This is a genomic window from Kribbella sp. NPDC050820 (assembly GCF_040653975.1).
Taxonomy (GTDB): domain Bacteria; phylum Actinomycetota; class Actinomycetes; order Propionibacteriales; family Kribbellaceae; genus Kribbella.
Map to the genome: position 1 here is coordinate 25,628 of NZ_JBFAHB010000014.1, position 24,848 is coordinate 50,475.

Annotated in this window: 22 protein-coding genes; 8 read left to right on the forward strand and 14 right to left on the reverse strand. The window is 69.6% G+C overall.

Annotation, left to right across the window (positions count from 1 at the left end; genetic code table 11):
- The first annotated feature begins 101 nt into the window (after nucleotides 1–101).
- Nucleotides 102–743 (forward strand): TIGR03085 family metal-binding protein, encoded by a 642-nt coding sequence (locus AB0H36_RS15135; protein ID WP_360522167.1) that lies wholly within the window; start codon nucleotides 102–104, stop codon nucleotides 741–743.
- Here AB0H36_RS15135 and AB0H36_RS15140 read toward each other — a convergent pair.
- From AB0H36_RS15140 to AB0H36_RS15155, 4 genes are all read right to left on the reverse strand, one after another.
- Nucleotides 729–1,319 carry a VTT domain-containing protein gene (locus AB0H36_RS15140; RefSeq protein WP_360522170.1) on the reverse strand — a complete coding sequence of 197 codons (591 nt, stop codon included), beginning with the start codon at nucleotides 1,317–1,319 and terminating at the stop codon, nucleotides 729–731. The two genes, AB0H36_RS15135 and AB0H36_RS15140, sit on opposite strands and share 15 nt — an antisense overlap.
- A complete protein-coding gene (locus AB0H36_RS15145) occupies nucleotides 1,316–2,083 on the reverse strand; it encodes an MBL fold metallo-hydrolase (RefSeq protein WP_360522173.1) in 768 nt (255 codons plus the stop codon). The genes AB0H36_RS15140 and AB0H36_RS15145 overlap by 4 nt, the downstream gene beginning before the upstream one ends.
- Before the next feature lie 3 nt (nucleotides 2,084–2,086).
- On the reverse strand, nucleotides 2,087–4,204 hold the full coding sequence (locus AB0H36_RS15150) for a phage holin family protein (protein WP_360522176.1): 2,118 nt from the start codon (nucleotides 4,202–4,204) through the stop codon (nucleotides 2,087–2,089).
- Nucleotides 4,205–4,381: 177 nt separating this feature from the next.
- The gene (locus AB0H36_RS15155) at nucleotides 4,382–5,680 is read right to left on the reverse strand and encodes a family 43 glycosylhydrolase (RefSeq protein WP_360522179.1); all 1,299 of its coding nucleotides are present in this window, start codon (nucleotides 5,678–5,680) and stop codon (nucleotides 4,382–4,384) included.
- A gap of 180 nt (nucleotides 5,681–5,860) precedes the next feature.
- On the opposite strand from AB0H36_RS15155, the gene dacB reads away from it, so the two are divergent.
- The 4 genes from dacB to AB0H36_RS15175 are packed head-to-tail and all read left to right on the forward strand — an operon-like array spanning nucleotide 5,861 to nucleotide 10,261.
- On the forward strand, nucleotides 5,861–7,384 hold the full coding sequence (gene dacB / locus AB0H36_RS15160) for a D-alanyl-D-alanine carboxypeptidase/D-alanyl-D-alanine-endopeptidase (RefSeq protein WP_360522182.1): 1,524 nt from the start codon (nucleotides 5,861–5,863) through the stop codon (nucleotides 7,382–7,384).
- Between the two features lie 40 nt (nucleotides 7,385–7,424).
- Nucleotides 7,425–8,366 carry a GNAT family N-acetyltransferase gene (locus tag AB0H36_RS15165; RefSeq protein WP_360522185.1) on the forward strand — a complete coding sequence of 314 codons (942 nt, stop codon included), beginning with the start codon at nucleotides 7,425–7,427 and terminating at the stop codon, nucleotides 8,364–8,366.
- A 40-nt stretch (nucleotides 8,367–8,406) separates the two neighbouring features.
- Nucleotides 8,407–8,988 carry a helix-turn-helix domain-containing protein gene (locus tag AB0H36_RS15170; protein WP_360522188.1) on the forward strand — a complete coding sequence of 194 codons (582 nt, stop codon included), beginning with the start codon at nucleotides 8,407–8,409 and terminating at the stop codon, nucleotides 8,986–8,988.
- Nucleotides 8,989–9,001: 13 nt separating this feature from the next.
- Nucleotides 9,002–10,261, forward strand: a complete 1,260-nt coding sequence (locus AB0H36_RS15175; protein ID WP_360522191.1) for an MFS transporter — start codon at nucleotides 9,002–9,004, stop codon at nucleotides 10,259–10,261.
- On the opposite strand, the gene AB0H36_RS15180 is transcribed toward AB0H36_RS15175, so the two are convergent.
- Nucleotides 10,258–10,797 carry a hypothetical protein gene (locus tag AB0H36_RS15180; RefSeq protein ID WP_360522194.1) on the reverse strand — a complete coding sequence of 180 codons (540 nt, stop codon included), beginning with the start codon at nucleotides 10,795–10,797 and terminating at the stop codon, nucleotides 10,258–10,260. The genes AB0H36_RS15175 and AB0H36_RS15180 overlap by 4 nt on opposite strands.
- 115 nt (nucleotides 10,798–10,912) lie before the next feature.
- Nucleotides 10,913–11,422, reverse strand: a complete 510-nt coding sequence (locus AB0H36_RS15185) for a MarR family transcriptional regulator (RefSeq protein WP_360522197.1) — start codon at nucleotides 11,420–11,422, stop codon at nucleotides 10,913–10,915.
- A 198-nt stretch (nucleotides 11,423–11,620) separates the two neighbouring features.
- On the opposite strand from AB0H36_RS15185, the gene AB0H36_RS15190 reads away from it, so the two are divergent.
- The 3 genes from AB0H36_RS15190 (at nucleotide 11,621) to AB0H36_RS15200 (ending at nucleotide 16,155) form a co-directional block, all read left to right on the forward strand.
- Nucleotides 11,621–13,258 (forward strand): Wzz/FepE/Etk N-terminal domain-containing protein, encoded by a 1,638-nt coding sequence (locus AB0H36_RS15190; RefSeq protein WP_360522200.1) that lies wholly within the window; start codon nucleotides 11,621–11,623, stop codon nucleotides 13,256–13,258.
- A gap of 6 nt (nucleotides 13,259–13,264) precedes the next feature.
- Nucleotides 13,265–14,626: an O-antigen ligase family protein gene (locus AB0H36_RS15195; RefSeq protein ID WP_360522203.1), complete on the forward strand. Its 1,362-nt coding sequence runs from the start codon at nucleotides 13,265–13,267 to the stop codon at nucleotides 14,624–14,626.
- Nucleotides 14,627–14,787: 161 nt separating this feature from the next.
- Nucleotides 14,788–16,155, forward strand: coding sequence for a right-handed parallel beta-helix repeat-containing protein (locus tag AB0H36_RS15200; protein ID WP_360522206.1), 1,368 nt, complete (start codon nucleotides 14,788–14,790; stop codon nucleotides 16,153–16,155).
- A 37-nt stretch (nucleotides 16,156–16,192) separates the two neighbouring features.
- Here AB0H36_RS15200 and AB0H36_RS15205 read toward each other — a convergent pair whose 3' ends face one another.
- From AB0H36_RS15205 to priA, 8 genes are read right to left on the reverse strand one after another with little or no spacing between them, the layout of a single operon-like run.
- A complete protein-coding gene (locus tag AB0H36_RS15205) occupies nucleotides 16,193–16,675 on the reverse strand; it encodes a MarR family transcriptional regulator (RefSeq protein WP_360522209.1) in 483 nt (160 codons plus the stop codon).
- The gene (gene hisF / locus AB0H36_RS15210) at nucleotides 16,672–17,433 is read right to left on the reverse strand and encodes an imidazole glycerol phosphate synthase subunit HisF (RefSeq protein ID WP_360522212.1); all 762 of its coding nucleotides are present in this window, start codon (nucleotides 17,431–17,433) and stop codon (nucleotides 16,672–16,674) included. Before hisF ends, AB0H36_RS15205 begins: the two co-directional genes overlap by 4 nt.
- Nucleotides 17,434–17,479: 46 nt before the next feature.
- Complete coding sequence (locus AB0H36_RS15215) at nucleotides 17,480–18,058, reverse strand: hypothetical protein (RefSeq protein WP_360522215.1); 579 nt, start codon at nucleotides 18,056–18,058, stop codon at nucleotides 17,480–17,482.
- A gap of 8 nt (nucleotides 18,059–18,066) precedes the next feature.
- Nucleotides 18,067–18,999 carry a lysophospholipid acyltransferase family protein gene (locus AB0H36_RS15220; RefSeq protein ID WP_360522218.1) on the reverse strand — a complete coding sequence of 311 codons (933 nt, stop codon included), beginning with the start codon at nucleotides 18,997–18,999 and terminating at the stop codon, nucleotides 18,067–18,069.
- Nucleotides 18,999–20,579, reverse strand: coding sequence for a lactate racemase domain-containing protein (locus tag AB0H36_RS15225; RefSeq protein ID WP_360522221.1), 1,581 nt, complete (start codon nucleotides 20,577–20,579; stop codon nucleotides 18,999–19,001). The genes AB0H36_RS15220 and AB0H36_RS15225 overlap by 1 nt, the downstream gene beginning before the upstream one ends.
- A 33-nt stretch (nucleotides 20,580–20,612) precedes the next feature.
- On the reverse strand, nucleotides 20,613–21,809 hold the full coding sequence (locus AB0H36_RS15230; protein ID WP_360522224.1) for a zinc-binding dehydrogenase: 1,197 nt from the start codon (nucleotides 21,807–21,809) through the stop codon (nucleotides 20,613–20,615).
- On the reverse strand, nucleotides 21,806–24,109 hold the full coding sequence (locus tag AB0H36_RS15235; protein WP_360522227.1) for an HAD-IB family hydrolase: 2,304 nt from the start codon (nucleotides 24,107–24,109) through the stop codon (nucleotides 21,806–21,808). Before AB0H36_RS15235 ends, AB0H36_RS15230 begins: the two co-directional genes overlap by 4 nt.
- On the reverse strand, nucleotides 24,106–24,843 hold the full coding sequence (gene priA / locus AB0H36_RS15240; RefSeq protein ID WP_360522230.1) for a bifunctional 1-(5-phosphoribosyl)-5-((5-phosphoribosylamino)methylideneamino)imidazole-4-carboxamide isomerase/phosphoribosylanthranilate isomerase PriA: 738 nt from the start codon (nucleotides 24,841–24,843) through the stop codon (nucleotides 24,106–24,108). The genes AB0H36_RS15235 and priA overlap by 4 nt, the downstream gene beginning before the upstream one ends.
- Nucleotides 24,844–24,848: the final 5 nt, after the last annotated feature.

The window sequence follows — 24,848 nt, forward strand, 5'->3', positions numbered from 1 at the left end:
TCTGCCATTCCAAACTCCTTCCTCCCGGATCTATTTCCTCCACCGCCGAGGCGGAGGGAGGAGAAGAAGCGGGGATCAGGCGGCGCAACTACGATCGAGTTGTGACCGACTACAGCCGGGTGGAACGTCTTGCTCTGTGTGACCTCTTCGACCAGCTCGGGCCTGATCAGCCCACGCTGTGTGAGGGGTGGGACACCTACGACCTGGCGGTGCACCTCTATGTCCGGGAGGCCGATCCGCTGGCCGGTCCGGGGATCATGATTCCGGCGCTGTCGGACACCACCGAGAAGCGGATGGCCCGGGCCAAGGCGCAGTACAGCTTCAGCGAAGTGGTCGACAAGGTCCGCAACGGCCCGCCGAAGGTGTCGATCTACGCGGTGCCGAAGTTCGGTCCCCAGCTGAACTTCACCGAGTACTTCGTCCACCACGAGGACGTGCGCCGGGCGCAGCCGTCGTACGACATCCGGACGCTGCCGGGCGGACAGCAGGCCGGACTGTGGAAGGCGGTCCGGCTGGCCGCGAAGTCGATGACACGGAAAGCGCCGAGCGGGCTGATCCTGAGACTGCCGGACGGGAGGACGTCAGTCGCGAAGAAGCCGACCGAGCTGGGTTCGGTCACCGTGACGGGCGAGCCGTCCGAGCTGGTGATGTTCTGCTTCGGCCGGCAGCAGGTGGCCGACGTACAGCTGGAGGGCGATGCGGAGACCGTCGAGCGGATCCGCACCGCGTCATTCGGAGTGTGAGGCGCGCTTCTTCCGCCGCCAGCGCTGGACCAAGCTGCTCACAACGGTCGTCAGGATGACCAGCACGATCGCCGCGACCACACCTTGCCACGGTTCGTCGAACAGCGCGTACCCGAGCAGGCCGATCGCCATGTAGACCGCCGCCCACAGTGACGAGGCGGTCAGGTCGACCACCGCGAACCGCTCCCAGGGGTACCCGGCGAGCCCAGCTGCGAGCAGCACCGGCACCCGTCCACCCGGGATCAACCGGGAGGTCAGCAGCACCCCGATCTCGTGCTCGGCCAGCCGGACCCGCAGCGCGTCGAGTGATGCGTTGTCACGCAACCAGCCGACTCGTTTCGCCAACCGCTCCCCGCCGAACCGGCACCCGGCGTACACGATCAGGTCCCCGACATACGCCCCGACCGCACCCGCGATCAGTACGCCGACCAACCCGATCGGATTGTGGTGCGACGCCAGTACGGCGCCCGTCGACACAGCCGCCCCAGTCGGCAGCACCGGCAGTACGGCGCCCAGCAGCACCGCACCCGCGAGCGCAAACAGGTACCAAAGATCGAACCGAGGCTCGCCGCTCACGGCGCCACCACCTCAGTCGACTCCCCCGGCGCCAGGATCTGTACCGCCACCGCCGGGTCGAGCTCGGCCATCGCAGCCTTGAACCGGTCACCCGGCGGCAGGAACAGCTCGGGCTTCAGCCAGTCGCACCCGATCGGCCAGAACGTCCCGAAGTGGACCGGGATCGCCGCCCGCGCCCGGACCCGGCGAACCGCCTCCGCCGCGCGAACCGGATCCAGGTGCCCCGGACCGAGCGACGGCCCCCACCCGCCGACCGGCACCAGCGCCATGTCGACCGGACCGGCCTCCGCCCCCAGCTCGTCGAACAGATCGGTGTCCCCGGCGAACCACACACTCGGCGACCCCTCGACCCGGAACCCGAGAGCCGGCCCGCTGTACGACGACCACGGCAGCCGCCGGCCGTCATGGTGAGCGGTGATCGCGGTGATGTCGAGCGCGCCGATCCGCACCTGATTGCCCGGGGCAACTTCGATGCAGCGGTCCGCCATCGCCGTACCGAAGTCCTGCTGGATCAGCCGGGCCGTACCTCGTGGCACAACCAGCGCGGCGCCGGGCGCAACCATCGAGATCGACGACAGGTGCAGGTGGTCGGCATGCATGTGCGAGATCAGTACGGCGTCGCACTCGGCGGCGGCGGGCAGCGGGGCCGGACCGCGGCGGCGGCGCAGGTGCGCGATCCGCGACGTGAGCACGGGATCGGTGAGCAGGCGCGTGCCGTTCTCCTCGATCGTGGTGGTGGCGTGCCCCCACCAGGTGATCCGCACGCTTCAGGCCTCCACCTTCGACTCGACTGGCTCCCGGAGGTCCTTGCGGTGGCCGAGGTGCTCGAGCCAGCTGATCAGCAGTGCGTGGACCGCGTCGGAGCCTACGGGAGGTTCGTCGACTTCCCAACGGCTCGGGTGCACCAGCACCGCCTCGGTCTGCCAGCCGCCGATGCCGCCGTGGGACCCGACCAGTTCCTCGAACGCGGCCACCTCGTGGGTGTAGTCGTCCAGCCGGCTGATCACCACGATGTCCCCGTTGTGCGGCATCTCGGCCTGCCGCAGCATCGACGCGATCGCGAACGGCCCGTACGGCGTCAACGGGTCCTCACCCTCGATCCGGCCGCTCCGCAGTACGTGCACCCCGGCTCGGCCGATCGCGACCGGCCCCTCGGCGAGCGAGTCGACCACGACGAACCCGACGCCCGGGTGGGTCGCCAGCCCGGGAATCAGCTTCGGATGCAGTAGCTCGATCTCCTCCAGCGGCACCCGGCCGGGTGTGGTCGCCAGGTAGATCAGGGCCAGGTTGCCCGACGACGTGACCACCACCTGCTCGTCCGCGGCAATCTGCGGCTCGCAGTCCTTCGGGCCGAGTTCCACCTCGCCGCCCCTGGCCTTGCCGTGGAGTGCCTTCCGGGTGACCGATCCAGCCACACTGCGGCGCAGGCTGAGCTCGGTCAGGAACGCGTTCACCGGACCCCAGCCCTCGGCCTTGCCGACCGCGGCCACCGGCTCCTTGGTGGTGTCGACCAGATCGTCGACCACCTCGGTGAGCGTCCGGCCGTAGCGCTGGAAGAAGGTCGAGCCCTGGCTCTGGCCGTGGTCGGACAGGACCACGATCTCGTACGAGTGCGGCAGGGTGTCGATGATCCGCTGCAACGCACCGAGGACGCGGTCCAGGCCTTCGAGGGTCTGCAGCGACTCCGCGCGGGTCGGGCCGGCGTGGTGGGCGACCTCGTCGTAGTCGACGAAGTCGCAGTAGATGACCGGGGTGCCCTTCACCAGCTCGTCGGTGATCAGCGAGACGTTCAGGTCGCGAAGGAGGACGTTGGTGATCGCGCGCAGGAAGATGTAGGGGCTGCCGCGCTTGACCCGCGGGACCAGGTGCCGCGCCCGCTGGCGCCGGGCCTGGTGGAGCTCCTTGACGATCTCGGCGACGCACAGCACCAGGCCGCGGGCGGCACCCTGTGGGCTGGAGAAGAAGCGGACGTACCCGCGGCTGCGGTGGCTCGGCAGCGAGGCGCGGCTGAACACGAGCTCGCACCGGTCCGCGTCGCCGGACCAGTTGTTGCTGATGCTGACACCGCCATCGGCGAGCAGGCCACGGCCGGTCGACATCCGGGCCTCGAGCTCGGCGGCGTCCCGGCCGCGGTTGGTCACGATCACCCGGGCGGAGTCCTTCTCGTACCACCGGAACGCCGGGATCTGCCGGGAGCCGCCGTGCAGGATGCCGGCCTGGCTGGCCGGGGTGGTCGACGGCACACCGGTGTGCCAGCCCACCAGCGAGTGCTTGCCGTCCCGGATCCAGCCGCCCAGGTTCGGCAGGTTGCCGGCCAGCACCATCCAGTTCAGCAGCGGCGCGGACAGTCCGTCGATCTGGATGATCAGCATCCCGGTCTTCGGCGCCGGCGTGAGCTTGCGGGCCCGGCGGTGCACGACCCGCATCACTTCGGCGACGTACGCGTCGTCACTGCCGGCGTACGCGACCCAGCCGACGAACGCGCTGACCGAGGACATCACGATCGCGACCAGCAGCGCCGCCTCGACTCCGCCGTGCAGGTTGACGCCGGGGTCGACGGTGATGCCGAGGTAGACGACGCCGAACTGGGACAGCAGCCCGCCGACCAGGACGCCGATCGAGCCGATCAGGATCGCGATCCCGGCCAGCACCCAGCGCATCAGCATGCTGAACACGGCCAGCAGCACGACCAGCCGCAGGATCGGCACACTACCGTCGCTGCTGATCTGCGGCAGCGTCCAGAACGTGATGACCAGCGAGATCAGCGAGGCCAGGCCGCCGAACAGCATCGCCTGCAGGCCCCGGCCGGTACGACGGCCGAGGTCCAGCCAGACCGGTCGTCGCCGCCGCCGGTCACCGGACACCTGCTCTGGTGGTTTCGCCATCTCCTGGTAGTACTCCCCGTCGCTGCCGCTGTGCTGTACCGAGCCTACGAGGCATGGTCCAGTCCAGCCGCATCACGCCACGCAACCAGGGGGTGGTTCCCGGGCCATCCCTGACCCGTCACTGAACCTCCAGGTAGTCGACCTCCCCTCCCCTCTCCGCCGCCGAAGGCGGCGTCTTCACTGCACTTCCAGGTAGTCCACCTCGGCGTACAAGTTGCCCTTGGTCAGGCGGATGGTGTTCCAGCCGGCGTTCAGGGTGATGGAGACCGAGCTCTGCCGCCAGTTGTCCCAGCCGGTCACCGGGTAGCTCACCGACCCCTGGCTGTTGCCGTTGACAACAAGCCCGTGGCTCGCGGTGGCACCCGAGCCGTTCGCGTACCCCACATGCAGGGAGTAACTGCCTGCAACCGGAGCGAGCACAGTGTTCTCCACCCAGGAGTCGGCGTAGTCGATGTACGCGACCACCTTCCCGTCCGAAGCCCCGGCTGCGTTCGACCGGACCACACAGTGGTTCAGCGTCCCGCGCTCGGCCTCGTACCGGACGCGGCTGCCGCGGACCACCGGGTAGTCGTTCGCGTACCCGAGATCGGCGACGTACAGGTGCCGCGACCCGCCGACCCATCCGTGCACGAACACCTTGTCGCCGACGAAGTCCGCGCCACCCGGACCACAGATGTGGTTGTCGAACGTCCCGGTCGTCATCAGCGGCCGGAAGGCCGTCGTCCACGGCCCGCTCAGGCTAGGAGCCGTCGCGTACGACGTCAGGTAGTTGCAGTCGGTGTAGCCGCCACTGGAGTAGAACAGGACGAACTGGCTGCCGCGCTGGACCAGATCGGGCGCCTCGATGACCCCGCTCGAGGTGAGCAGCGTCGAGTTGCCGCCGACCAGGGCCGTGCCGTTGTTCGCCGTACGCGTCAGCCAGAGGGTCGACGGCTGGCCGATCGCGTTCCCGTCGTTCTTCCAGAGCAGGTAGCGGGTGCCGTCGTTCGCGACGAACGTGTTCGCGTCGATCGCGCCGCCGATTTCGAGCGGGCAGATCAGCGGCTGGCTGCCGACCGGGGCGAACGGCCCGAGCGGCGAGGATCCGGTGGCGACGCCGATGCACTGCCGGCCGGACGCCTTGTGCCAGGCGGTGTAGGTCAGGGTGTAGGAGCCGTCCGGGTTCGGGAAGACGTCCGGAGCCCAGGTGCGGCCGGACTGCGCCCAGCCGGACGACGGTCCACCCGGCATCGCGTCGCCGCGGATCGTCCAGGGCCCGTTCGCGCTCGGGGCGGTCGCGACCGGGACGTGGCCGCGGCCGTTGTTGGTCGAGTAGGCGTACCAGGTGCCGTTCTTCTCGAACACGTCCGGATCCGGGAAGTCCTCCCCGATGATCTGGGCCGGGAAGACGGCCGCGGTGGTGGCCGCGTGGACCGGCGGGGACAGGAAGGCGGCGAGGCTGAGCAGGGCGAGCAAGGCCGGCAGAAGTCGTCGCATACGGGACTCCTCAGGTGGGGGCGGATACCTGTGGACCGAACTTTTCCATCGATTCACCTGGATGACCAGAGGTCATCACTGGACCCAGGGCGTTCCGGGGTGTTGACTCCCGCTAGTTGGATTCCGCCTGGATAGAGGGGTGTTCTCGTGAGGCATTTACCGAGAGTGTCGGGACGCGGGGTGATCGCCGTCGCTGCCGTGCTCGCGACCGCGGTCGGTGGGGTGGTCACGCAGTCGGCCGGGGCGCCGGCGACCGTACAAGCAACACCGCTGCAGGAGCGCCTGGACAGCCTGCTGAACGACAGCCGCTACAACGGGTCGCAGGTCGCGCTGGTGGTCCGGGACGCGACGACGGGCGAGACGTTGTACGACCGGAACGGCGGCACGCGAATGCTGCCCGCCTCGAACACCAAGCTCTTCTCGTCAACAGCCGCGATGGACGTGCTCGGCCCGTCGTACCGCTTCCACACCGATGTGCTGGCGACCGGCCCGGTCCAGCGCGGCGCTCTGCTCGGCAGCCTCTACCTCAAGGGGTACGGCGACCCGACCGCGCTCGAGTCCGACTACGTCGCCCTGGCCAAGCAGCTCGCCGAGTCCGGCGTGCAGCGCGTCGTCGGTGACCTGGTCGCGGACGACACGTACTTCGACGCCGTCCGGCTCGGCGACAGCTGGGCCTGGGACGACGAGCCGTTCTACTACTCGGCGCAGATCTCCGCCCTCACGCTCGCCCCGAACACCGACTACGACTCCGGTACGGCGATCGTCGAAAGCCGGCCTGGTGCGACTGCCGGGGCCCCGGTCCAGCTCGCGTTGGTCCCGGCGAACGGCGTACTCAAGCTCGTGAACACCGCGAAGACCGGCGCGGCCGGCTCGGCGAACACGCTGAGCATCGAGCGGGAGCACGGCACCAACATCGTGCGGGTGACCGGCTCCGTGCCGCTCGGCGCGTCCGTCGGCCAGGAGTGGGTGACGGTCTGGGAGCCCGAACTGTACGCCGCCGACGTGTTCAAGCGTGCGCTCGCGGCGCAGGGCATCAGTGTCGTCGGCAACGTCAAGGCCGCGGCCTCCCCCGCCGCTGCCCGGGTGCTCGCCCGGGACGAGTCGATGACGGTCGGCGAACTGATGAACCCGTTCCTCAAGCTGTCCAACAACATGCACGCCGAGACGCTGGTCAAGGCGATGGGCGCAGTCGCCGAGGCATCGGGGACCTGGCCGGCCGGCCTGGGCGTGGTCAGCGACTACGCCCAGAGCGTCGGCGTCGACAGCAGCACGATCCGGCTGTCCGACGGCTCCGGCCTGTCGCGCAAGGTGAACGTCACCGCCGACAGCATCACCGACCTGCTGATCGGAGTGCAGAAAGAGCCGTGGTGGCAGCAGTGGTACGACGCCCTGCCGATCGCCGGCAACCCGCAACGCTTCATCGGCGGCACGCTGCGCAGCCGGATGGCCAACACCCCGGCCGCCAACAACCTGCACGGCAAGACCGGCTCACTCACCGGCGTGACGTCACTGTCCGGCTACGTCACCACGGCTGATGGCCGCGAGCTGGTCTTCTCGATGATCAGCAACAACTACCTGGTCAGCCCCCGCTCCATCGAGGACGCAGTAGGCGTAACCCTCGCGTCCTGGCCCAACCAGACCGCGACGGCCTTCAAGACCACCACCGAGACCGCCTGCGAACTCGACTGGGACAAGGCCTGCTAAACCCTTGGACAGTACGGCGGCCATTCCCGACGATGACGGAATGACCGCCGTACTCCCCAACACCTTCACTGCCCGGCCGATGACGGTTGAGGATGCTCGGCTGATTGCGGAGCGGTCGGGGGCTTATACGACTGCGTTGCTTGGGTTTGCGAAGCACAGTTTTGAGGATGTTGCCAACTATCTGCGGGATCCGGGGTTCGATCCGGCGCGCGATGGGCGGGTCGTGGTCGACAGCGGCGGAGAGTTTGCCGGGTCGGGGACGGCGGCCGTCAACAGTGATGGGTCGCGGGTGGATCTGGAGGCGTTGAGCGAGATCCCGGCGGTTGCGGAGTGGCTGATCGAGCGCGGGCTTCAGCGGGCTGGGGAGGCTGGGCCCGGTGACGTGGTGGTCAGCATCGGTGTGATCCGGCAGGACGAGTTCATGCCGGAGATCGTGGCTGCGAAGGGCTTCTCGATCAGTACGTCGATCCACCGGATGCGGATCAACTTCGATGGCGCCGTCGCGCGGCCGGCGGTTCCGGCCGGAGCGGCGGTACGGCGCGGAGCCCTGGACGAGCCGAGTCGGCGGGCGGCGCACGCCGTACTCGTGGAGGCGTTCCGGACGCAGCCGGGAGCGGATCCGCGGCCGTACGACGACTGGGTGGCGTCGCGGGAGAGCCGGTCGACGTTCGACTGGTCGCAGCTCACCACGGTCGAGCTCGACGGGCGGGCGGTCGCGGTCTGCGAGTGCAACGACAACTTCGTCAGCACCGTCAACTGCGGGTACGTCGGCCGGCTGGCCGTCGTACCCGAGGCGCGCGGGAAGGGGCTCGCGAAGTACCTGCTGCACGACACGTTCGCCACCGACGCCGCGGCCGGCCGGACCGGCACCATCCTGCACGTCGACAGCTCCAACCCGACCCCGGCGGTCGGTCTCTACACCTCGGTCGGCATGCGCCCCGACCTGATCAGCGACATCTGGCGACGCACGATCCAGATCTGAGAGGTTGCTCTCACGATATCTGAGAGACTACTCTCGAAACATGTCTCTCAGAAATCCGTACGGCGACTTCGAGATCACCGACCCGCAGGCGATGCGGGCGCTGGCGCATCCCGTCCGGCTGGCCGCGCTGAGCTGGCTGCAGAAGAACGGCCCGGCGACCGCCACCCAGTTGTCCGAGCACGTGGGCGCGTCGCCGTCCGTCACCAGCTGGCACCTGCGCCACCTGGCCAACTTCGGCCTGGTGGTCGACGAGCAGCCGCCGGACGGGGACAAGCGACAGCGGTGGTGGAAGGCGGTGGCCCGCGGGTTCCGGTACGAGATGCCGGACACCCCCGAGGGCAACGAGGCCGGCCGGCTGCTCCGGACCGAGATGATGAACCAGGCGCTGGAGTCCGCTCAGCAGTGGCTGGTCGAGACCGAGCCCGAGCTCGATCCCGAGTGGAGCCGGCTGGCCGGCTCGGCGAACACCCGGCTGGTCCTCACCGCCGCCGAGGCCGAGGCCGTCGAGGACGCCATCGAGCAACTGCTCGCGCCGTACGTCCAGCGTGGCGAGGAAGGCGCGCCCGCGGACGCCCGCGCGGTCCGCTACCTCCGCATGTCGTTGCCTGAAGCACCGAACTGATCGGAGCCCGACGATGAAGACTCTGACCGCCACGACGAGTCTCTGGCGGGACCGGCAGTTCCGCCGGTTCTGGTCCGCGCAGACCGTGTCCGAGTTCGGCGACCGGGTGACCGAGCTGGCGCTGCCGCTGATCGCCGTCCTGTTGCTCGATGCCACGCCCGCGCAGGTCGGCTTCCTGACCGCCGCGGTCTGGCTGCCGAACATCGCATCGCTGTTCATCGGCACCTGGGTCGACCACCGGCCCGACAAGCGTCGGCTGATGATCGCTGCCGACGTCTTCCGGGCAATCCTGCTGCTCAGCCTTCCGGCCGCGTACTGGCTGGATCTGCTGACTCTCGGGCACCTCTACGCGATCGCCGTCCTGGCCGGGATCGCCGACGTCGTGTTCGGTACGTCGTACGCCTCGTTCTTCGTCCGGCTGGTTCCTCGCGACAAGTTCCTCGAGGCGAACTCCAAGCTCTCCGCGACCCGGTCGATCTCGTTCATGGGCGGACCCGCGGTCGCCGGTGCTCTCGTCCAGTGGCTGACCGCGCCGGTCGCGATCCTGGTGGACGCGTTCTCGTTCCTGGTGGCGGCGGTCCAGCTCGGCCGCCTGAAGACACCGCCGGGCCCGACCGAGGAGTCGACCGAACCGCTGCTCCACCGCGCCCGGGCCGGGATGCGCTACCTGCTGCACCACCCGTACCTGAGCCGCAGCCTCGGCTGCGCGACGACGGTGAACTTCTTCAACCTGATCAGCCTGGCGCTGCTGGTGCTGTTCGCCAGCCGCAACCTCGAGCTGTCCGCCGGCACGATCGGCTTGGCCTTCGGCATCGGCGCCTCCGGCGGACTGCTCGGCGCGCTCGCCGCGTCACCGCTGAGCCGGATCTTCGGCGCCGGCCGGGTGATCGCGGCGAGCTCGATCATCTTCCCGGGATCGATCGCGATCGCGGCGCTGGCGGACGGACCGACCTGGGCCCGGGCCACCGCACTGGCCGCCGCCGAGTTCATCGGGGCGTTCGCCGTGATGTGCTTCGACGTACCGCTCAACTCACTGCAGGCCGCGGTCACCCACGACCACATGCGCAGCCGCGTCGCGGGAGCGTTCAGCAGCATCAACTACGGCGTCCGCCCGCTCGGCGCTGTGGTCGGCGGCTTCCTCGGGACCTGGATCGGCGTCCGCGAGACCTTGCTGATCTCAGCGGCCGGCGGCTTCCTCGCCGTACTGTGGCTGATCCGCTCCCCCATCATCCGCACCCGCGACCTCGATTGCCTGCAGCCGCCCGACCTCTAGTCGTCGTCGACGTCGAGCCTGGCGACCGTCCGGCGCAGCGGGACCTCCTTGATGAACAGGACCGCGATCAGGCTGACCACCGCACAGGCTGCCGCGATCAGGAAGATCCGGCCGGTCGCATCGCCGTACGACTGCCGCACCAGCTCGGCCAGCTGCGGCGGCAGGTGACCGACGTCGAGCAGGCTCGTGCTCCCGGAACCGCCTTCCTGCAACTTCCGCGCCGCTTCGGCGCCACCGGGTCCGGCGAGCACACCCTGCACGATCAGGTCCTTCACCCGCACCGCGAGTACGGCGCCCAGGACCGACACGCCGACCGCCCCACCCAGGCTGCGGAAGAACGCGACCGTCGCACTCGACGCGCCGATCTGGCTCACGTCGACGGTGTTCTGCACGGCGAGGACGAGGTTCTGCATGGTCATGCCCATGCCCAGACCCATCGCCAGCATGCCGACTCCGACGTACCAGTACGGCGTGGTGTGGTCGATCGTGCCGAGCACCAGCAGGCTGGCGACCAGAAGGATGCCACCGGCAATCAAGTAGCGCTTCCACTTGCCGAACCGGGTGATCAGCTGGCCGGAGCCAGGATCTCGAGGATCTCGCGGTGGGTGAGTTCCGGCGCGCTGGGCAGTTCCCGCCGGGTCTCGGTGACAGTCATCGGTCTCCAGTCGATCGGGTACGCCGCGCGCTCTTGGTGACCTCGGTGATCGCGTGCGCGATCCGCTGCATGGTCTGCGCAGCAGCGAGCAGGGCGTCGTCGTCGAGATCCGCGAGGGCGGCACGAAGATGCTCGGTGTAGGAGGAGTAGAGGGCTTCGAGCTGGGCCTTGCCGAGCGGCGCGAGGCTGACCAGCCCGACCCGGGCGTCAGCCGGGTCCGGCCGACGGCTCACCAGTCCGTCGGCCTCGAGGGCGGTCAACTGCCGGCTCACCACGGAGGCGTCGACGCCGAGCTTGGCCGCGATCTCGCCGCCACGCTGCTCGCCGTCCCTGAGCAGGACCTTGAGCACACTCGCGTCGGACCGTCGCAGCCCGCCGTCGGGCGCCAGGTGCCGATGCTCGACACAACGCACCGCGCGCACCAGCGAGCTGACCCCTTCGAGCAGCTCCTGGGCCGGCATGTCCCGCGCTGTCCCCGGGACGAGGGATTCACGAGCTAGTTGCATAACCCAACTATATGCCTAGATAGTTGGTTTCTGCAACCATATGGAGCGAGTGTCGAGTTCCGAATACAGAGGGTGCATTTTTAATCGGGCCTGGTCACTTTTGGCGACTCTCCGTCTATGATTCCTGCGAGGGGGAAGCACTTCCTGTTGTTGGGGCTGGGGTGCACCGAAGTCCAGGGGAACGACTGAGGTGGGGCAGTGAGGGCGACCAAAATCGAACAGGCACGCTTCGAGCCGACGGTGGTGGGGGCAGTCCGCCGGTACCGGCTGATGGTGCTGGCCATCGCGGTGCTGACGACCGCGGCGGCGACGGGGTACTCCGTCCTGCAGACGGAGGTCTTCCGCGCGTACGCGACGGTGACAGTGCCGCAGACCACGTTCGCGCAGGGCGAGGCCAGAACGCAGTACTTCGACAGCCAGGTGCTGCTGCTGCAGTCCCAGGAAGTCGCCGAGCGCGCTGCCCGGATCGCCAACGCGGCGCTGAACGACAACGTGCTCACCCGCGGAGACTTCGCAGGTGAGAACACGTCGCTGGAGATCACGCCCCCGGAGCAGGCGGCACCAGGCAGCTTCGGGTCGAGCATCGTCGCGCTGACGTTCACCTGGCCGGACCCGAAGGTGGCGCAGGCCGGCGCGAACGCAGTACTGCAGGCGTTCGACGACGTACGGTCCGCCGCCATCGCCGCGCAGGGCGCGGCCGCCGTGGCCGCCATCGACCGGGCGATCAAGGACAGCCGGGCGCAAGGCCAGGTGGCCGACCTGCTGAACCAGCGGACGAAGACCCTGGTCGACCTGCAACTCGACCTGGCCGGTGACCCGACGTTCGCCTGGGCCGCCGAACCGCAGGTGCCGATCAACGGCAACGCCAAGCGGTCCGGTGCGATCGGGCTGCTGGCCGGTCTGGTCCTGGGCGCCGGGCTGGCGTTCTGGCGAGCGAGTCGCCGCCGCTGCATCGACGATCGGCTCGACGCGGTCGCCATCTACGAGGCGCCACTCGTCGGCGACATCCCGCCGACCAGGCGAGGCGGGATCCTGTCCGGCCTGTCGACCGCCGGCCAACTGCCGATGGCCGTCAGCCCCCAGTCGCCGGCAGCCGAGGCGTTCCGGTTCACCGCCGGCTCGGTCGAACGTCTGTACGCTGCACACGGCGACGAACTCGCCCTCGTCTTTGTCTCGGCGAACAGCAACTCCGAGCGGAGTGCAGTCGTCGCGAACGTCGCACTTGCCCTGGCCGAGAGCGGTCGGCTGGTGCTCGCGGTCGACGCCGACACCACCAGTCGCACTCTCACCGGCTTGCTGCTCCCGGGCAGTCCGGAGTCCGACGGCTTCGAGCAGGTCGTGGCCGGGTCCCGTCCGGTGTCGGAGTGCATCGAGCCCAGCCCGCTGAACGCGGACGTCACCGTCCTCCGCGCCGGCCCGTCCCGAGTACGGCGAACCACAGGTTCGGTGTACGCCGACGCCGTGGAAGGGCTGATCACCGAGGCGAAGAAGTCCTTCGAGTTCGTGCTGATCGACAGTCCGGCGGTCCTGAAGGTGGCCAACGCCATGGAACTGGCGCAGAGCTCCGACGCGACCGTCGTCGTCCTCGGCGCCGGCGATCCGGTCGAGGACCATGTCGCGATGGTCGAGCGGCTGGAGCAGGTCGAGCCGAACCTCGTCGGCTACGTGTTCCGCCGGGCGGGCCGTGGGGCGAGATCCGTCCGGCGGCTGCGCGACTGGATCGTCGCCCAGGCCAGGCACCGGACCGGTCCGCAGGCTCTGCCTTCGGCGGAGTTGCTGGCCTTCCGGCGCCCACCGAAGGAGCGTCGTACGTCGGCGGGCGCGCCGCGAGGTTGATCCGGGATGTCCTCGCCCGTCGTTGCCCGACGTCTCCTGCGCGCCGCGTCGCCGGACACCCCGGGGCGGCCGTGGGTCCTGTACGGCCGTCTGCTCGGTGTTCTGCTGGCGGGGTACCTGCTGTTCGACCGGGCCTTCGCCTACCTGCACCTGCCGGGCAGTCCGTTGTTCGTCGGCGAGATGGTGCTCGGGGTCGGCGCGGCGGCTGCCGCGGTGTCGACGCAGTACCTCAAGGCGCCGGTGCGGGACGAGTCGGTGTTCGCGTTGCTCGGCGCGTTCGCGGTCTGGGGACTGATCCGGACGGCGCCTGGCGTGGCGACGTACCAGATGGACGCGCTGCGGGACGCCGTGCTGTGGCTCTACTGCCTGTTCGCGTTCTTCATGGTCGGCGCGCTGGCCCGGTCGCCGGAGCTGCTCGACCGGTGGATCGGCGGGCTCCACCGGCTGACGCCGTGGCTGCTGCTGTGGCTGCCGATCGCCGTGATCCTCTATCCGCTGTCTCCGAAGGCGCCTGTGGTTCCGTTCACCACGGTCTCGGTGCTGTCGCACAAGTCCGGGAGTGCGGCGATTGCGGCGCTGCTCGTGCTCGGCCTGATGTGGCTGCTGCCCGGTGAGCGCAGTGCCCGGAGCCGGGTGGGCTGGAGTTTGATGGCTCTGCTGGTGGTCGCGCTCGCCGCCACCCAGAACCGGGGTGGGCTGCTCGGCGTGCTGGCCGGTGGCGCGGTCGGGTTGGCGTTTCTGCGCAACCGGGTCGGTCTCGCGGCTCGCGTCGTACTCGTGATGGTCGTCGGGCTGGGTGTGGCTTCGCTGCTGTCGCTGAAGGTGCCGATGCCTGGGCTGCAGGGGCGGGAGTTCTCGGCCTCGCAGTTGGTGGCCAACGTGGTGAGCCTCGGCGGGCAGGACTCCCCCGGCAACCTCGGCGGCACGGTCGAGGGCCGTCAGCAACTGTGGACGCGGATCCTCGACAAGCAGATCGAGGACGGTCATCTCGTCGACGGGTCCGGGTTCGGGCAGAACCTGGCCAGCGAGGTCGGCGTACTCGACGCGGGCAAGGACACCCTGCGGAGTCCGCACAACTCGCACCTGCACATCCTGGCCCGGATGGGGCTCGTCGGCTTCGCGTTGTGGATCGCCCTGTGGGTGGGCTGGTACTGGCGTATGGTCGCCGGCTGCCGGCGCCTGACGAGTGAAGGGCAGCACACCCGGCGTCAGGTGGGCGTGCTCTGCCTGATGGTGACCACGGCTGTGCTCGTTTCCTGCTTCTTCGATCCACAGCTGGAGGGGCCGCAGGTTGCGGCGTTGCTGTGGACCCTCTTCGGGATCGGGGTGGCGGTGACGACGGTCCGGCCATGGTTCCGCTCGCCGTGAGACATCCGCGGCGGTGGATTGCGGCCGCCTGCGCGCTGGTGGCGGTGGTGGCTGCGGTGTCGTGGTCGTTGGGTGGCGCTGACGAGTCGACCGAGTTCACGCCGGCTGGTCGGCCGGGGCCCACCGGTCCGGTCGGGCCGGGGCCTCGCTCTTGTGATGGCGTGTCGGTCGGTCCGTCCGAGGACGTGCAGGGTGTGATCGACGCGCATCCAGCGGGTACGACGTACTGCCTCTCTTCCGGCGTTTTCCGGCTGGAGCAACCGCTGACGCCTAAGAAGGGCGACTCGCTGATCGGGCTGCAGGGTGCGGTGGTCAGTGGGGCGAAGGTGTTGAGCGGGTGGCGGCAGGATGGGTCGGTCTGGTCGACTACTGGGTTCCTGTCGCCGGAGCCGAGCTACCACGGCGAGTGTCTGGAATACGCGCCGACCTGTACGTATGCGGAGGACGTTTTCGTCGACAAGCAGCGGTTGACGCGGGTGGGCTCGAGGTCGGCCGTGACCAGCGGGACGGTCTATGCGGACTACGCGGCGAACTCGATCACGATCGGTGCGGACCCGCGTGGGCGCTTGGTCGAGCAGGCCGTCGCGCCCAGTCTCGTCCAGGCGACCGCTGACGACGTGACGGTGGCGAACCTTGTTCTCGAGCAGGCGGCGAACGAGGCTCAGGTGGCTGCGGTCGAGAGTCGGCAGGTCACGCCGTACGCGATGGGGTCGGGGTGGCGGATCCTGAACAACGAGGTGCGGCTCAACCACGGCGTCGGCCTGGGGCTGGCCGACGGCGCGGTCGCGACCGGGAACTTCGTGCACCACCAGGGGCAGCTCGGTTTCGGTGCCTGGGGCAACGGGTCGCTGGTCGGCGGCAACGAGATCTCGTTCAACGGGGCGGCCGGGTACTCGTCCGGGTGGGAGGCCGGTGGCAGCAAGAGCTGGCACACCGAGCGGCACACGGTCACGCACAACTACGTCCACGACAACTACGGGCCGGGGTTGTGGACCGACGGCGGCAACATCCACACCGAGTACTCGTCGAACAGGATCACCGGGAACTGGGGCGCCGGGATCCAGCACGAGATCAGCTACGACGCGGTCATCCGGTCCAACGAGATCTCCGGGAACGGCCGGCGGCACAGCGGCTGGGCGTGGGAGGCCGGGATCCAGATCCAGTCGTCGGGCGGGACCGGGCTGATCGAGGTCGTGGGCAACGACCTCAGCGGCAACGCCAACGGGATCGCGCTGATCGAGAGCGGTGGGCGGGCCGGCGAGGACCCCGCGCCGCACGGGCCGCACGTCGTACGCAACGTCTGGGTGCACGGCAACCGGGTCGCCATGTCCGCCGGCCAACTCACCGGCGCCGTCCAGGACATCGGCGACACCGCCGTCTACACCTCCAACAACAACCGCTTCGAAGCCAACACGTACGTCGTCCCGTCCCTGGACGACCCGCTCTTCACCTGGAACGACACCGACCTCTCCTGGCCCGCCTGGCGCACCACCGGCAACGACAAACACGGCCAAGCCGAACTGCGCTGACCGCTCCCTGCGAGGAGCGGAGCGGAGGGCGGGTGGTTCAGGTGAGGTCGTCGTTGAGGCGGGTTAGTAGGCGGCCCAGGGCGGCCAGGTCTGTGGGGTTCCAGCGGTCGAGGATGGCTCGGAACTCGGTTTGGCGTTGGGAGCGCATGGCTTCGAAGCGGTCGGCTCCCACGGTGGTGAGGCGGAGAAGGCGGGCGCGGCCGTCGTCGGGGTCGCCGACGCGTTCGATCAGGCCGAGGGTCTCCAACTGGGTGATGCCGCGGCTGACGGTCGACTTGTCCAGGCCGAGCGCCTGGGCGACGTCCGACGCGCGCACGCCCGCCCCACCGCCGGCCGAGCCGAGCTCGATCTGGGAGATCAGCGCGTAGCCGGCCGCATCCATGTCCGGGTGCACCCGGCGGGCCAGCCGCAGCGACGCCGACCGCGACCGCCGGAACAGCGCCGACAGCTGCTGCTCGATGTCCGCGACCAGCTGCTCGTTCTGCTCGGACCGCTCGGTCTCCTGCGTGTCCACGGTCACCGGACCACGATCCCGGCGTCGCGCAGCGCCTTCTTCACGTCGGCGATCCGGAAGTCGCCGAAGTGGAACACGCTCGCCGCCAGTACGGCGTCCGCCCCCGCCTCGACCGCAGGCGGGAAGTGCTCGGGCGCGCCCGCTCCCCCACTCGCGATCAGCGGTACGTCGACCACCGCCCGGACCGCCCGGATCAGCTCCAGGTCGAAACCCTGCTTCGTCCCGTCGGCGTCCATCGAGTTCAGCAGGATCTCCCCCGCCCCCAGCTCACACCCGCGCTGGGCCCACTCGATCGCGTCCAGCCCGGCCGACTTCCGGCCGCCGTGCGTGGTCACCTCGAACCCGCTCGGCTGGTCCGGCGCCCGCCGTACGTCGAGGGACAGCACCAGCACCTGGTTGCCGAAGCGGTGCGCGATCTCGCGGATCACCTCCGGCCGGGCGATCGCGCCGGTGTTGATGCCGACCTTGTCCGCGCCGGCCCGCAGCAGCCGGTCCACGTCGGCCGCCTCCCGGACCCCGCCGCCGACGGTGAGCGGGATGAACACCTGCTCGGCGGTCCGCCCGACCACGTCGTACGTCGTCTCCCGGGAGCCCGAGGACGCGGTGATGTCGAGGAAGGTGAGCTCGTCGGCGCCCTCCGCGTCGTACACCTTGGCCATCTCGACCGGGTCCCCGGCGTCGCGCAGATCGATGAAGTTGACACCCTTGACCACCCGCCCGGCATCGACGTCCAGGCAGGGAATCACTCGCACGGCAAGACTCACGCGGCCAAGCGTACCGATCCCCACGTCTCGGTCCGGTGAACGTGTCTCAGAGCAGCAGCGCGCGGACGACCGGCCAGGCGATCAGGACGCCGGCGCCCGCGGCGGCCACCAGCACGAGCGCGTGCAGGGGGTTGCGTTTGAACGCCGGGTCGACACCGAGCTCGCGAATCATCTCCAGCGAGCCGACGGCGTCCCGATGCTCGACCGGGAGCCCGATCGCCGTGGTCACCTCGGCGAGCGTCTCGGACGACCACAGCCAGCGCGCGGCGCCGATCCGGTTACCGTCCGCCGCAAGGATCACCAGGATGCCGATCGGCAGCGACCACTTGACCCGGCCGATCGAGAGCACCCGCACGAGCCCGGCGCGGGGCAGCACCCTCGGCGGTCCCCAGGCGCTCGCCTTGTAGGCGACGGTCTCGGCATCGATCGAGAATCCGGCGTCACGGAAGGTGACCCAGAACATCAGCGCCAGCACGGCGACCAGCACGACGTACAGGCAGGCCGCGATCGGCCAGCTGACCGCCCAGGTCGCGAGCGAGGCGCACAGAACGGCGAGCATCACCAAGTACGTGCCGGCCAGGATCCAGAACGGTCGACCGGCCGAGGCGAACCTCGGCCGGACCATGAGTGGCGTCACTTCCAGGCGCGGCGTTTGGTGCCGGCAGGCTTCATCGGGGCGGTCGACTCCCAGACCCGGCGCCAGCGGGCGGCGTCCGGACCGGACTGCGACGGCGAGGCCCCCGCGGCGACCCGACGGCGGGCCTCCCACCAGGTGGTCGACTCCTCGTCCAGCAGGGCCGACACCGCGGCGGAGATCTTCGGCGCGAACTCCCGGGCGCTCTCACCCTCGGCCGGGCTGAGCGGATCGCCGTACCGGACCGCGACCGTCGGGCGGCCGGGAACCGGCCAGCCGCGACCGCGCGGCATCGCGGCGAACGAGCCCTTGATCCCGACCGGGATCACCGGGACGCCGTGCTCGACGGCCAGGTACGCCGCCCCCATCCGGAACCGCTCCATCCAGCCGTCCGGCGACCGGGTGCCCTCCGGGAACACGACCACGTTCCAGCCGTCCGCGAGCAGGTCGCCCGGGGTCGAGCTGAGCTTGCCGCCGCGGCGCTCGATCGGGAACGTGTTGAACACGATCGCCGACGCGGTCGCCCGCCACCAGGTGTCGAAGAAGTAGTCCGCCGCCGCGGCCACGGCCGTCTTGCGGCGCATCGCGTCCGGCAGCGTGCAGAGCAGCAGCGGGGTGTCCAGGTGCGACGAGTGGTTCGCCACGATCAGCGCCGGGCCGTTGACCTTGAGCAGCGAGTCGAGCCCGCTCACCTGCGGGTTCACCTCGAACCGCAGCACCGAGTTCAGCGCGCCCTTCTGCAGCACCTCGCGGACCGCGATCGCGGCCGGGGTCCGGGCCCACCTGGTCGGGAAGACCGAGGTCTCCTTCGGGATCACGTACGGCTCGGCCGACCGCGGCACCTGCGGCCGCCGGCCCCACCGCCACCCGCGCGCGACCTGCTTCACGTCGCGCGCGGTGTCGCGGCTGAACTTCACCAGGCTGGTACCCATCAGCGCACGTCCGCGAGCAGGTGCGGCGGGTTGTGCAGGTAGGTGATCGACGGCGACCGGCCGACCGAGTGGCTGACCATCTCGAGCGCGTCCTGCAGCGTCGACGCGGACCGGAAGCCCATCCGCTCGACCGTCTTGCGGTTGGCGCCGACCCAGACGATGTCGCCGCAGTGGTCCAGGGCGTGCGAGATCCAGTACCACATGTAGAACGGGTGCACGCCGTGGTACGCGTACGACGTCCGGTACAGGTGGATGTACCACGGGTCCTCGGCGTACTGCTTCTCGAACTTCGCCTCGATGGTGGCCGGGTCGGTCGACTCCGACAGCACCTCCTCGAAGAAGTCGACGTACGACGGGTGGTGCAGCTGGCTGAACTCGTACGGCACCGGGTGGTAGAGGATGACCGCGCCGTCCTTGCGGACGATCGGGTTCCCCCGGTAGGCGTTGAAGTGGTAGCCCAGCCCCATGCACGCGGCCAGGATCGGGTTCATCACCGAGTTGACGTTGTACGGGCCGAGGTAGGGCACGCCGATGATGCCGACGTCGGACTGGCCCTGCACCTCGACCAGGTGCTGGCGGTGCACCATCTCCAGCGTCTTGTCGTGCACCGGCTCGATCGCGCCGGCGTTCACCCCGGTCAGCTCGTAGTTCGCCCGGACGTCGGTGAAGATCCTGTGCCGCAGCTTGGCCGGCGCCGCGGCCAGCCCGCGCTTGGTGGCCAGCATCGAGGCCTGGTCCTTCAGCGACCACTCCCACTCGCGCTTCTGCAGGAACTCCAGGCCGCCGCCGAAGATGTTGTTGTTCAGCGTCGTCTCGATCTGGAACACCTTGACGTTCTGGGTCAGCACCTCGCCCATCCGCCAGGCGGAGTGGTGCATCTTGGACGCCTTGTGGTCCATGAACGACCGGGAGTGGATCATCGTGTGGCTGTTGTGGTGGTGCTTCAGCGACTTGTACGACGCCAGCCCGATCGACGTCGACTTGTGGCCGCCGTCCATCGCCACCAGGTTCACGTTCACATAGACCAGCAGGTCGGACTCGGCCGCCCGCTTGGAGATCTCCACGTCCTCGCCGTGCCGGGTCTGGCCCAGGTGGGTGAGGTTGTCGCGGTCCTCGGCGTCGAAGTTGTAGAGCTTGCCGTCGGGGAAGAACGACCGGAACACCCGTTCGCCGACGATGTCGCGCAATTCGTTCGGGGTGAGCCGGCGGTGCAGCGCGTTCGCCGAGATGATCTCGACGTCGTCGACCCCGGCGTCGGCGGCCATCGTCAGCACCGCCTCGATGATCCGCTGCCGGATGTCCGGCTTCTTCATCGGCGGCAACGGCAGCGAGATGTCGTCGAACGCGATCGTCAGCCGCATCCCGGCCGTCAGCAGCTCCGGCAGCGGCTCGGCGTCGATCGGGTTCAGCAGCGCGTTCTGGATCGCCTCCTCGACGTCCCGGACCGGCGGCAGCGCCTCCGGCGGGTACACCACCCGGGTGCCGAGCGGGAAGCGCTCCAGCTGGAAGCCCTCACCCGAGTGCACGATCAGCGGCGGCGTCCGGTCGTCCACCTCAAGCACAAAACCTGGCCGAGACATGTCACAAACCCTCTCGTCGTACGTTCAGCGCCCTCATGAGGCCCTCACATCGAAAGCAACCTTGACCGTGCCCAGTCGGCCGGCCGAATGCGCGTGGTCGATCGCCTCGCGCCAGCGGTACAGCGGGTAGCGCGCACCGACGATCCCGTCCAGCGGAGCCTTGCCTGCCAGCTCCAGGGCGGTCTCGAAGGCCGGCTTGTCGTTCGGCTCCTCCCGCGCGGAGGCGTAGGTGCCGGTCAGCTCGAGCTCGCGGAACCACACCGGCGACAGGTCGGCGCCGCTGGCCGGCATCCCGGACAGCAGCACCCGGCCGCCGGCCTTGGTCACCCGCAGCACGGTGTCGATCGAGTCCTTGCTGCCGACCGCGTCCACGGCGATGTCCACACCGCCGAGCAGGAACTCCTTGGCCATCTCCGGCTTCAGCCGGAAGGCTCCGGTCGAGCGCCGTACGCCGCGGAACACCTCGTCGGGGGCGACCACGTCGCTGGCGCCGAACGCCCGGGCCAGCTCCCGCTGCTTCGCGTGCTTGGCGACGACGGTGATCCGGCCGGCCTGGGTCAGCTCGCGCAGCGCCAGGGTCGCGAACAGGCCGACTGCGCCGGCTCCGCTGATCAGGATCGACTGGCCCGGCTCCACCTTCGCCCGCAGCGCGGTGTGGACGGCGCAGGCCAGCGGCTCGGTCAGTACGGCGCGCTCGTCGGACATCCCGTCCGGCACCGCGTACAGCTGGCTGCGGTGCGCGACCATCACGTTGCCCCAGCCGCCACCGGTGTCCTGGCAGAACCCGGTCTGCAGGCCCGGCGCGACGTGCCCGACCGTGATCCGGTCACACCGGTTGGTGGTGCCGGACGCGCAGCCCTGGCACGGCTCGACGCCGCGCGCGGCACAGGTGAGGACGGAGTCCATCACCACCCGGGTGCCCTTCGGCAGGTCCCCGCAGTCGTCGAGCAGCTCGCCGACGATCTCGTGGCCGGGCACGAACGGCATCGAGACCATCGCCGAGAAGTACAGCTTGGTCGAGCCAGTGACCATGCCGAGGTCGGAGCCGCAGATCCCGGACAGGATCGGCCGGATCCGCGCCCAGCCCTCCCGCTCGGCCTTCGGCTCGTTGATGGTGACCAGGCGCAGCGGCGCGGCCGGTCCGGTCAGGATGCCGGGAATCCGGCCGCCGACCGCCTTGGCCGCCAGGAACTTGGCCGGCGACCGGTACATCTCCAGCGCGAGCATCATCGGGCGTTCACCCCTGGCAGCTCCAGTCTTGACGAGGTGGACGGGGTCTTCCAGTCGACGATCTGCCAGCGCGCGGCCCGGGCGGCCCGGAACAGCGACACGTCCGGCGAGACCGCGACCGGGTTGCCGACCACCTGCAGCATCGGCAGGTCCGAGTGGCTGTCGGCGTAGGCGTAGGACTTGGACAGGTCGATGTTCGTGCCGCGGGCGCGGTGCTTGATCCACGCAGCCCGGGACTCCCCGACCAGCGGCGGCCCGGACAGGAACCCGGTGCACCGGCCGCGGTCGTCGACGGCCAGCTCGGCGGCGACGATCTCGTCGAACAGCGGCTCCAGCGGCCGGGTCAGCGGCCGGATCGCGCCGGTGATCAGGATCGTCTTGTGCCCGGCCGCGCGGTGCTCGCGGATCCGCCGTACGGCGTCCCCGCTCAGCCGCTCCAGGACGTGCTCGGCGAGCAGCTCGTCGACGATCCGGTTCAGCTCCTCGAGCTCGGCGCCCTCGTAGCGGCGGTAGATGGTCCGCAGGAAGGTGCCGCGGTCCTTGCGCTCGGCCGAGATCAGCTTCGGCAGCCGGCGAAGCATCGAGCCGATCTCGCCGAGCCGCTGGTGGCTGTCCAGCTCGGGCAGCCGCATCCACAGGTAGGTCTCGATCACGTTCGACGACAGCAGCGTGCCGTCCATGTCGAACGCGGCGATCACCTCGGCGTCTGTCTCGCTGCCTGCCGGCTCGCCGATCTTCTTGAGCACACCGGCGGACTCGGCCAGCGCCTTGTTCCGCTTCTTCCGTACGACGTCCAGCCGGCGCAGCGAGTCGGTGACACTCGGGCAGTGCACTTCCTGCAGGTAGTGCTGCCAGTCGACGATCGAGGTGTCGCACCAGAACTTCTCCTGGTCGTCACCCTCGAGCGCGTTGTGCAGCGCCAGCACGTTGTCGTCGACGAACTGGAGCTCGGCCTGCGCGTACTCGGAGTACAGATCCATGTAGCGGCGGAGGAAGTCGAGGCGGCGCTTCTGGACGTCGAGCTCGCGCGCGTACTTCCGGGTCCGCTCACTGCGCGGGACGGTGGTGATGATCTTGTCGGCGATCTTGTGCGCGCGTTCGCCGTACCGCAGCATGCTCTCGACCGAGTCGCCGCCGGGGAACTTCCACACCGGCAGCCGGACCGCGCCGCGCTCGCCCAGATCGAACGGGTGCTTGGAGAAGTAGGCGCGGACCCCGGCGTACAACTGCTCGAACGTCAGCGGATTCCGTGCACCTGAGCTGACGTGGTAGTACTCCGGCTTCGACAGCTCCGGCTCGGTCGCCATCACCGCGCAGATCGCGCCGACCACGTGGTCGACCGGGATGATCTCGACCACGGAGTCCGGACTGGCCGGGAACTCGGGCAGCTCGCCGCGGCCGTAGGCCAGGATCAGCGGCTCGGCCATCTTGAAGCCCTCGATCCAGCCCGGGTGCGGGCTCTGCACCGCGGACTCGATGATGGCCGGGCGGACGATCGAGGTCGGCAGCGTGGCCGAGAACTCCTCGACCACGCGCTCGCCGAGGGCCTTGGTGAAGGTGTAGCAGTCGGTCCAGCCGAGGCTGCGGGCCCGCTCGGTGCCGGTCTCGACCAGCTTCTTCGCGACCCACTCGGTCCGCCGGCGCTCGGTGTCGGCCGCCGCGGTCAGATGACCGGCGCGGCGGTGCAGCTTCTCGGCATCCTTGCGGAACTTGGCCAGCATCGGGGCCGACCGGGACTGCTCCTCGACCCGGGCCTTCATCGCCATGCCGGCCTCGGCCTCGGCCCGCCAGTCGACGTTGTGGTCGACCGGAGCCTCCGGGATCGCGCCGCGCCGGCGACCGGCGGTGTACGCGGTGGAGATGTGCACGTAGTGCACCGCCCGCCCGGTCTCGACGATCCGCTCGAGCAGGCTCTTGGTGCCGAGCACGTTGGTCGTGAACGCCTCGTGGATCGGCGGGTCGAAGCTCACGTCGCCGGCGCAGTGCACGACGATGTCGAGGTCCTTCGGCAGCTCCGGCACGTCGGCCAGGTCGCCCTCGACCACCTCGATCCGGGCCGCGGTCAGCGCCTCGGCGTCGGCGTGCGGGGTGCCCTCGCCGTAGAACGGCTTGAAGATGTCCTTCTTCAGCAGCTGCGCCATCCGGTCGGCGCCCTTGAGGGAGCCCTTCGGCCGGATGATCGCGACCACCGTCGTCCCGGGGAGCTCCCCGATGATCCGGTGCAGCAGCGCCTCACCGACGAACCCGGTGACGCCGGTGACCAGGACCTTCTTGTCCTTGAGCTTGTCGGCCAGACTCACTTGTCGCCTCCACGCGTGAGCTCGAGTGCCTCGGTCAGGGTGAACGCACCGGCGTACAGGGCCTTGCCCACGATGACGCCTTCGACGCCGTCCTCGACCAGCGTGCTCAAAGCCACGAGGTCGTCGAGGCTGGAGACGCCGCCGGAGGCGATGATCGGCTTGTCGGTGCGCGCGCACAGGTCGCGGTACAGGTCCAGGTTGGGGCCCTGCAGCATGCCGTCCTTGGTCACGTCGGTGACGACGTACCGCTCGCAGCCGGCCGCTTCCAGCCGCTCGAGCACCTCGTAGAGGTCGCCGCCTTCCTTGGTCCAGCCGCGGGCCGCCAGGGTCCGGCCGCGGACGTCGAGCCCGATCGCGACCCGGTCGCCGTACTGCTGGATGATCCGGTCGCACCACTCCGGGTTCTCGAGCGCGGCGGTGCCGATGTTGACCCGGCGCGCGCCGGTGGCGAGGGCGGCCGCCAGGGAGTCGTCGTCGCGGATGCCGCCGGACAGCTCGACCTGGACGTCCACCTTGCCGGTCACGTCCGCGAGCAGCTCACGGTTGCTGCCGCGGCCGAACGCGGCGTCGAGGTCGACCAGGTGGATCCACTCGGCGCCGGCCTCCTGCCACGCCATCGCCGCCGCCAGCGGATCGCCGTACGACGTCTCGCTGCCGGCCTCCCCTTGCACCAGCCGGACCGCCTGACCGTCCGCCACATCGACGGCAGGCAGCAGCACCAGGTTCTCAGACATGGCCC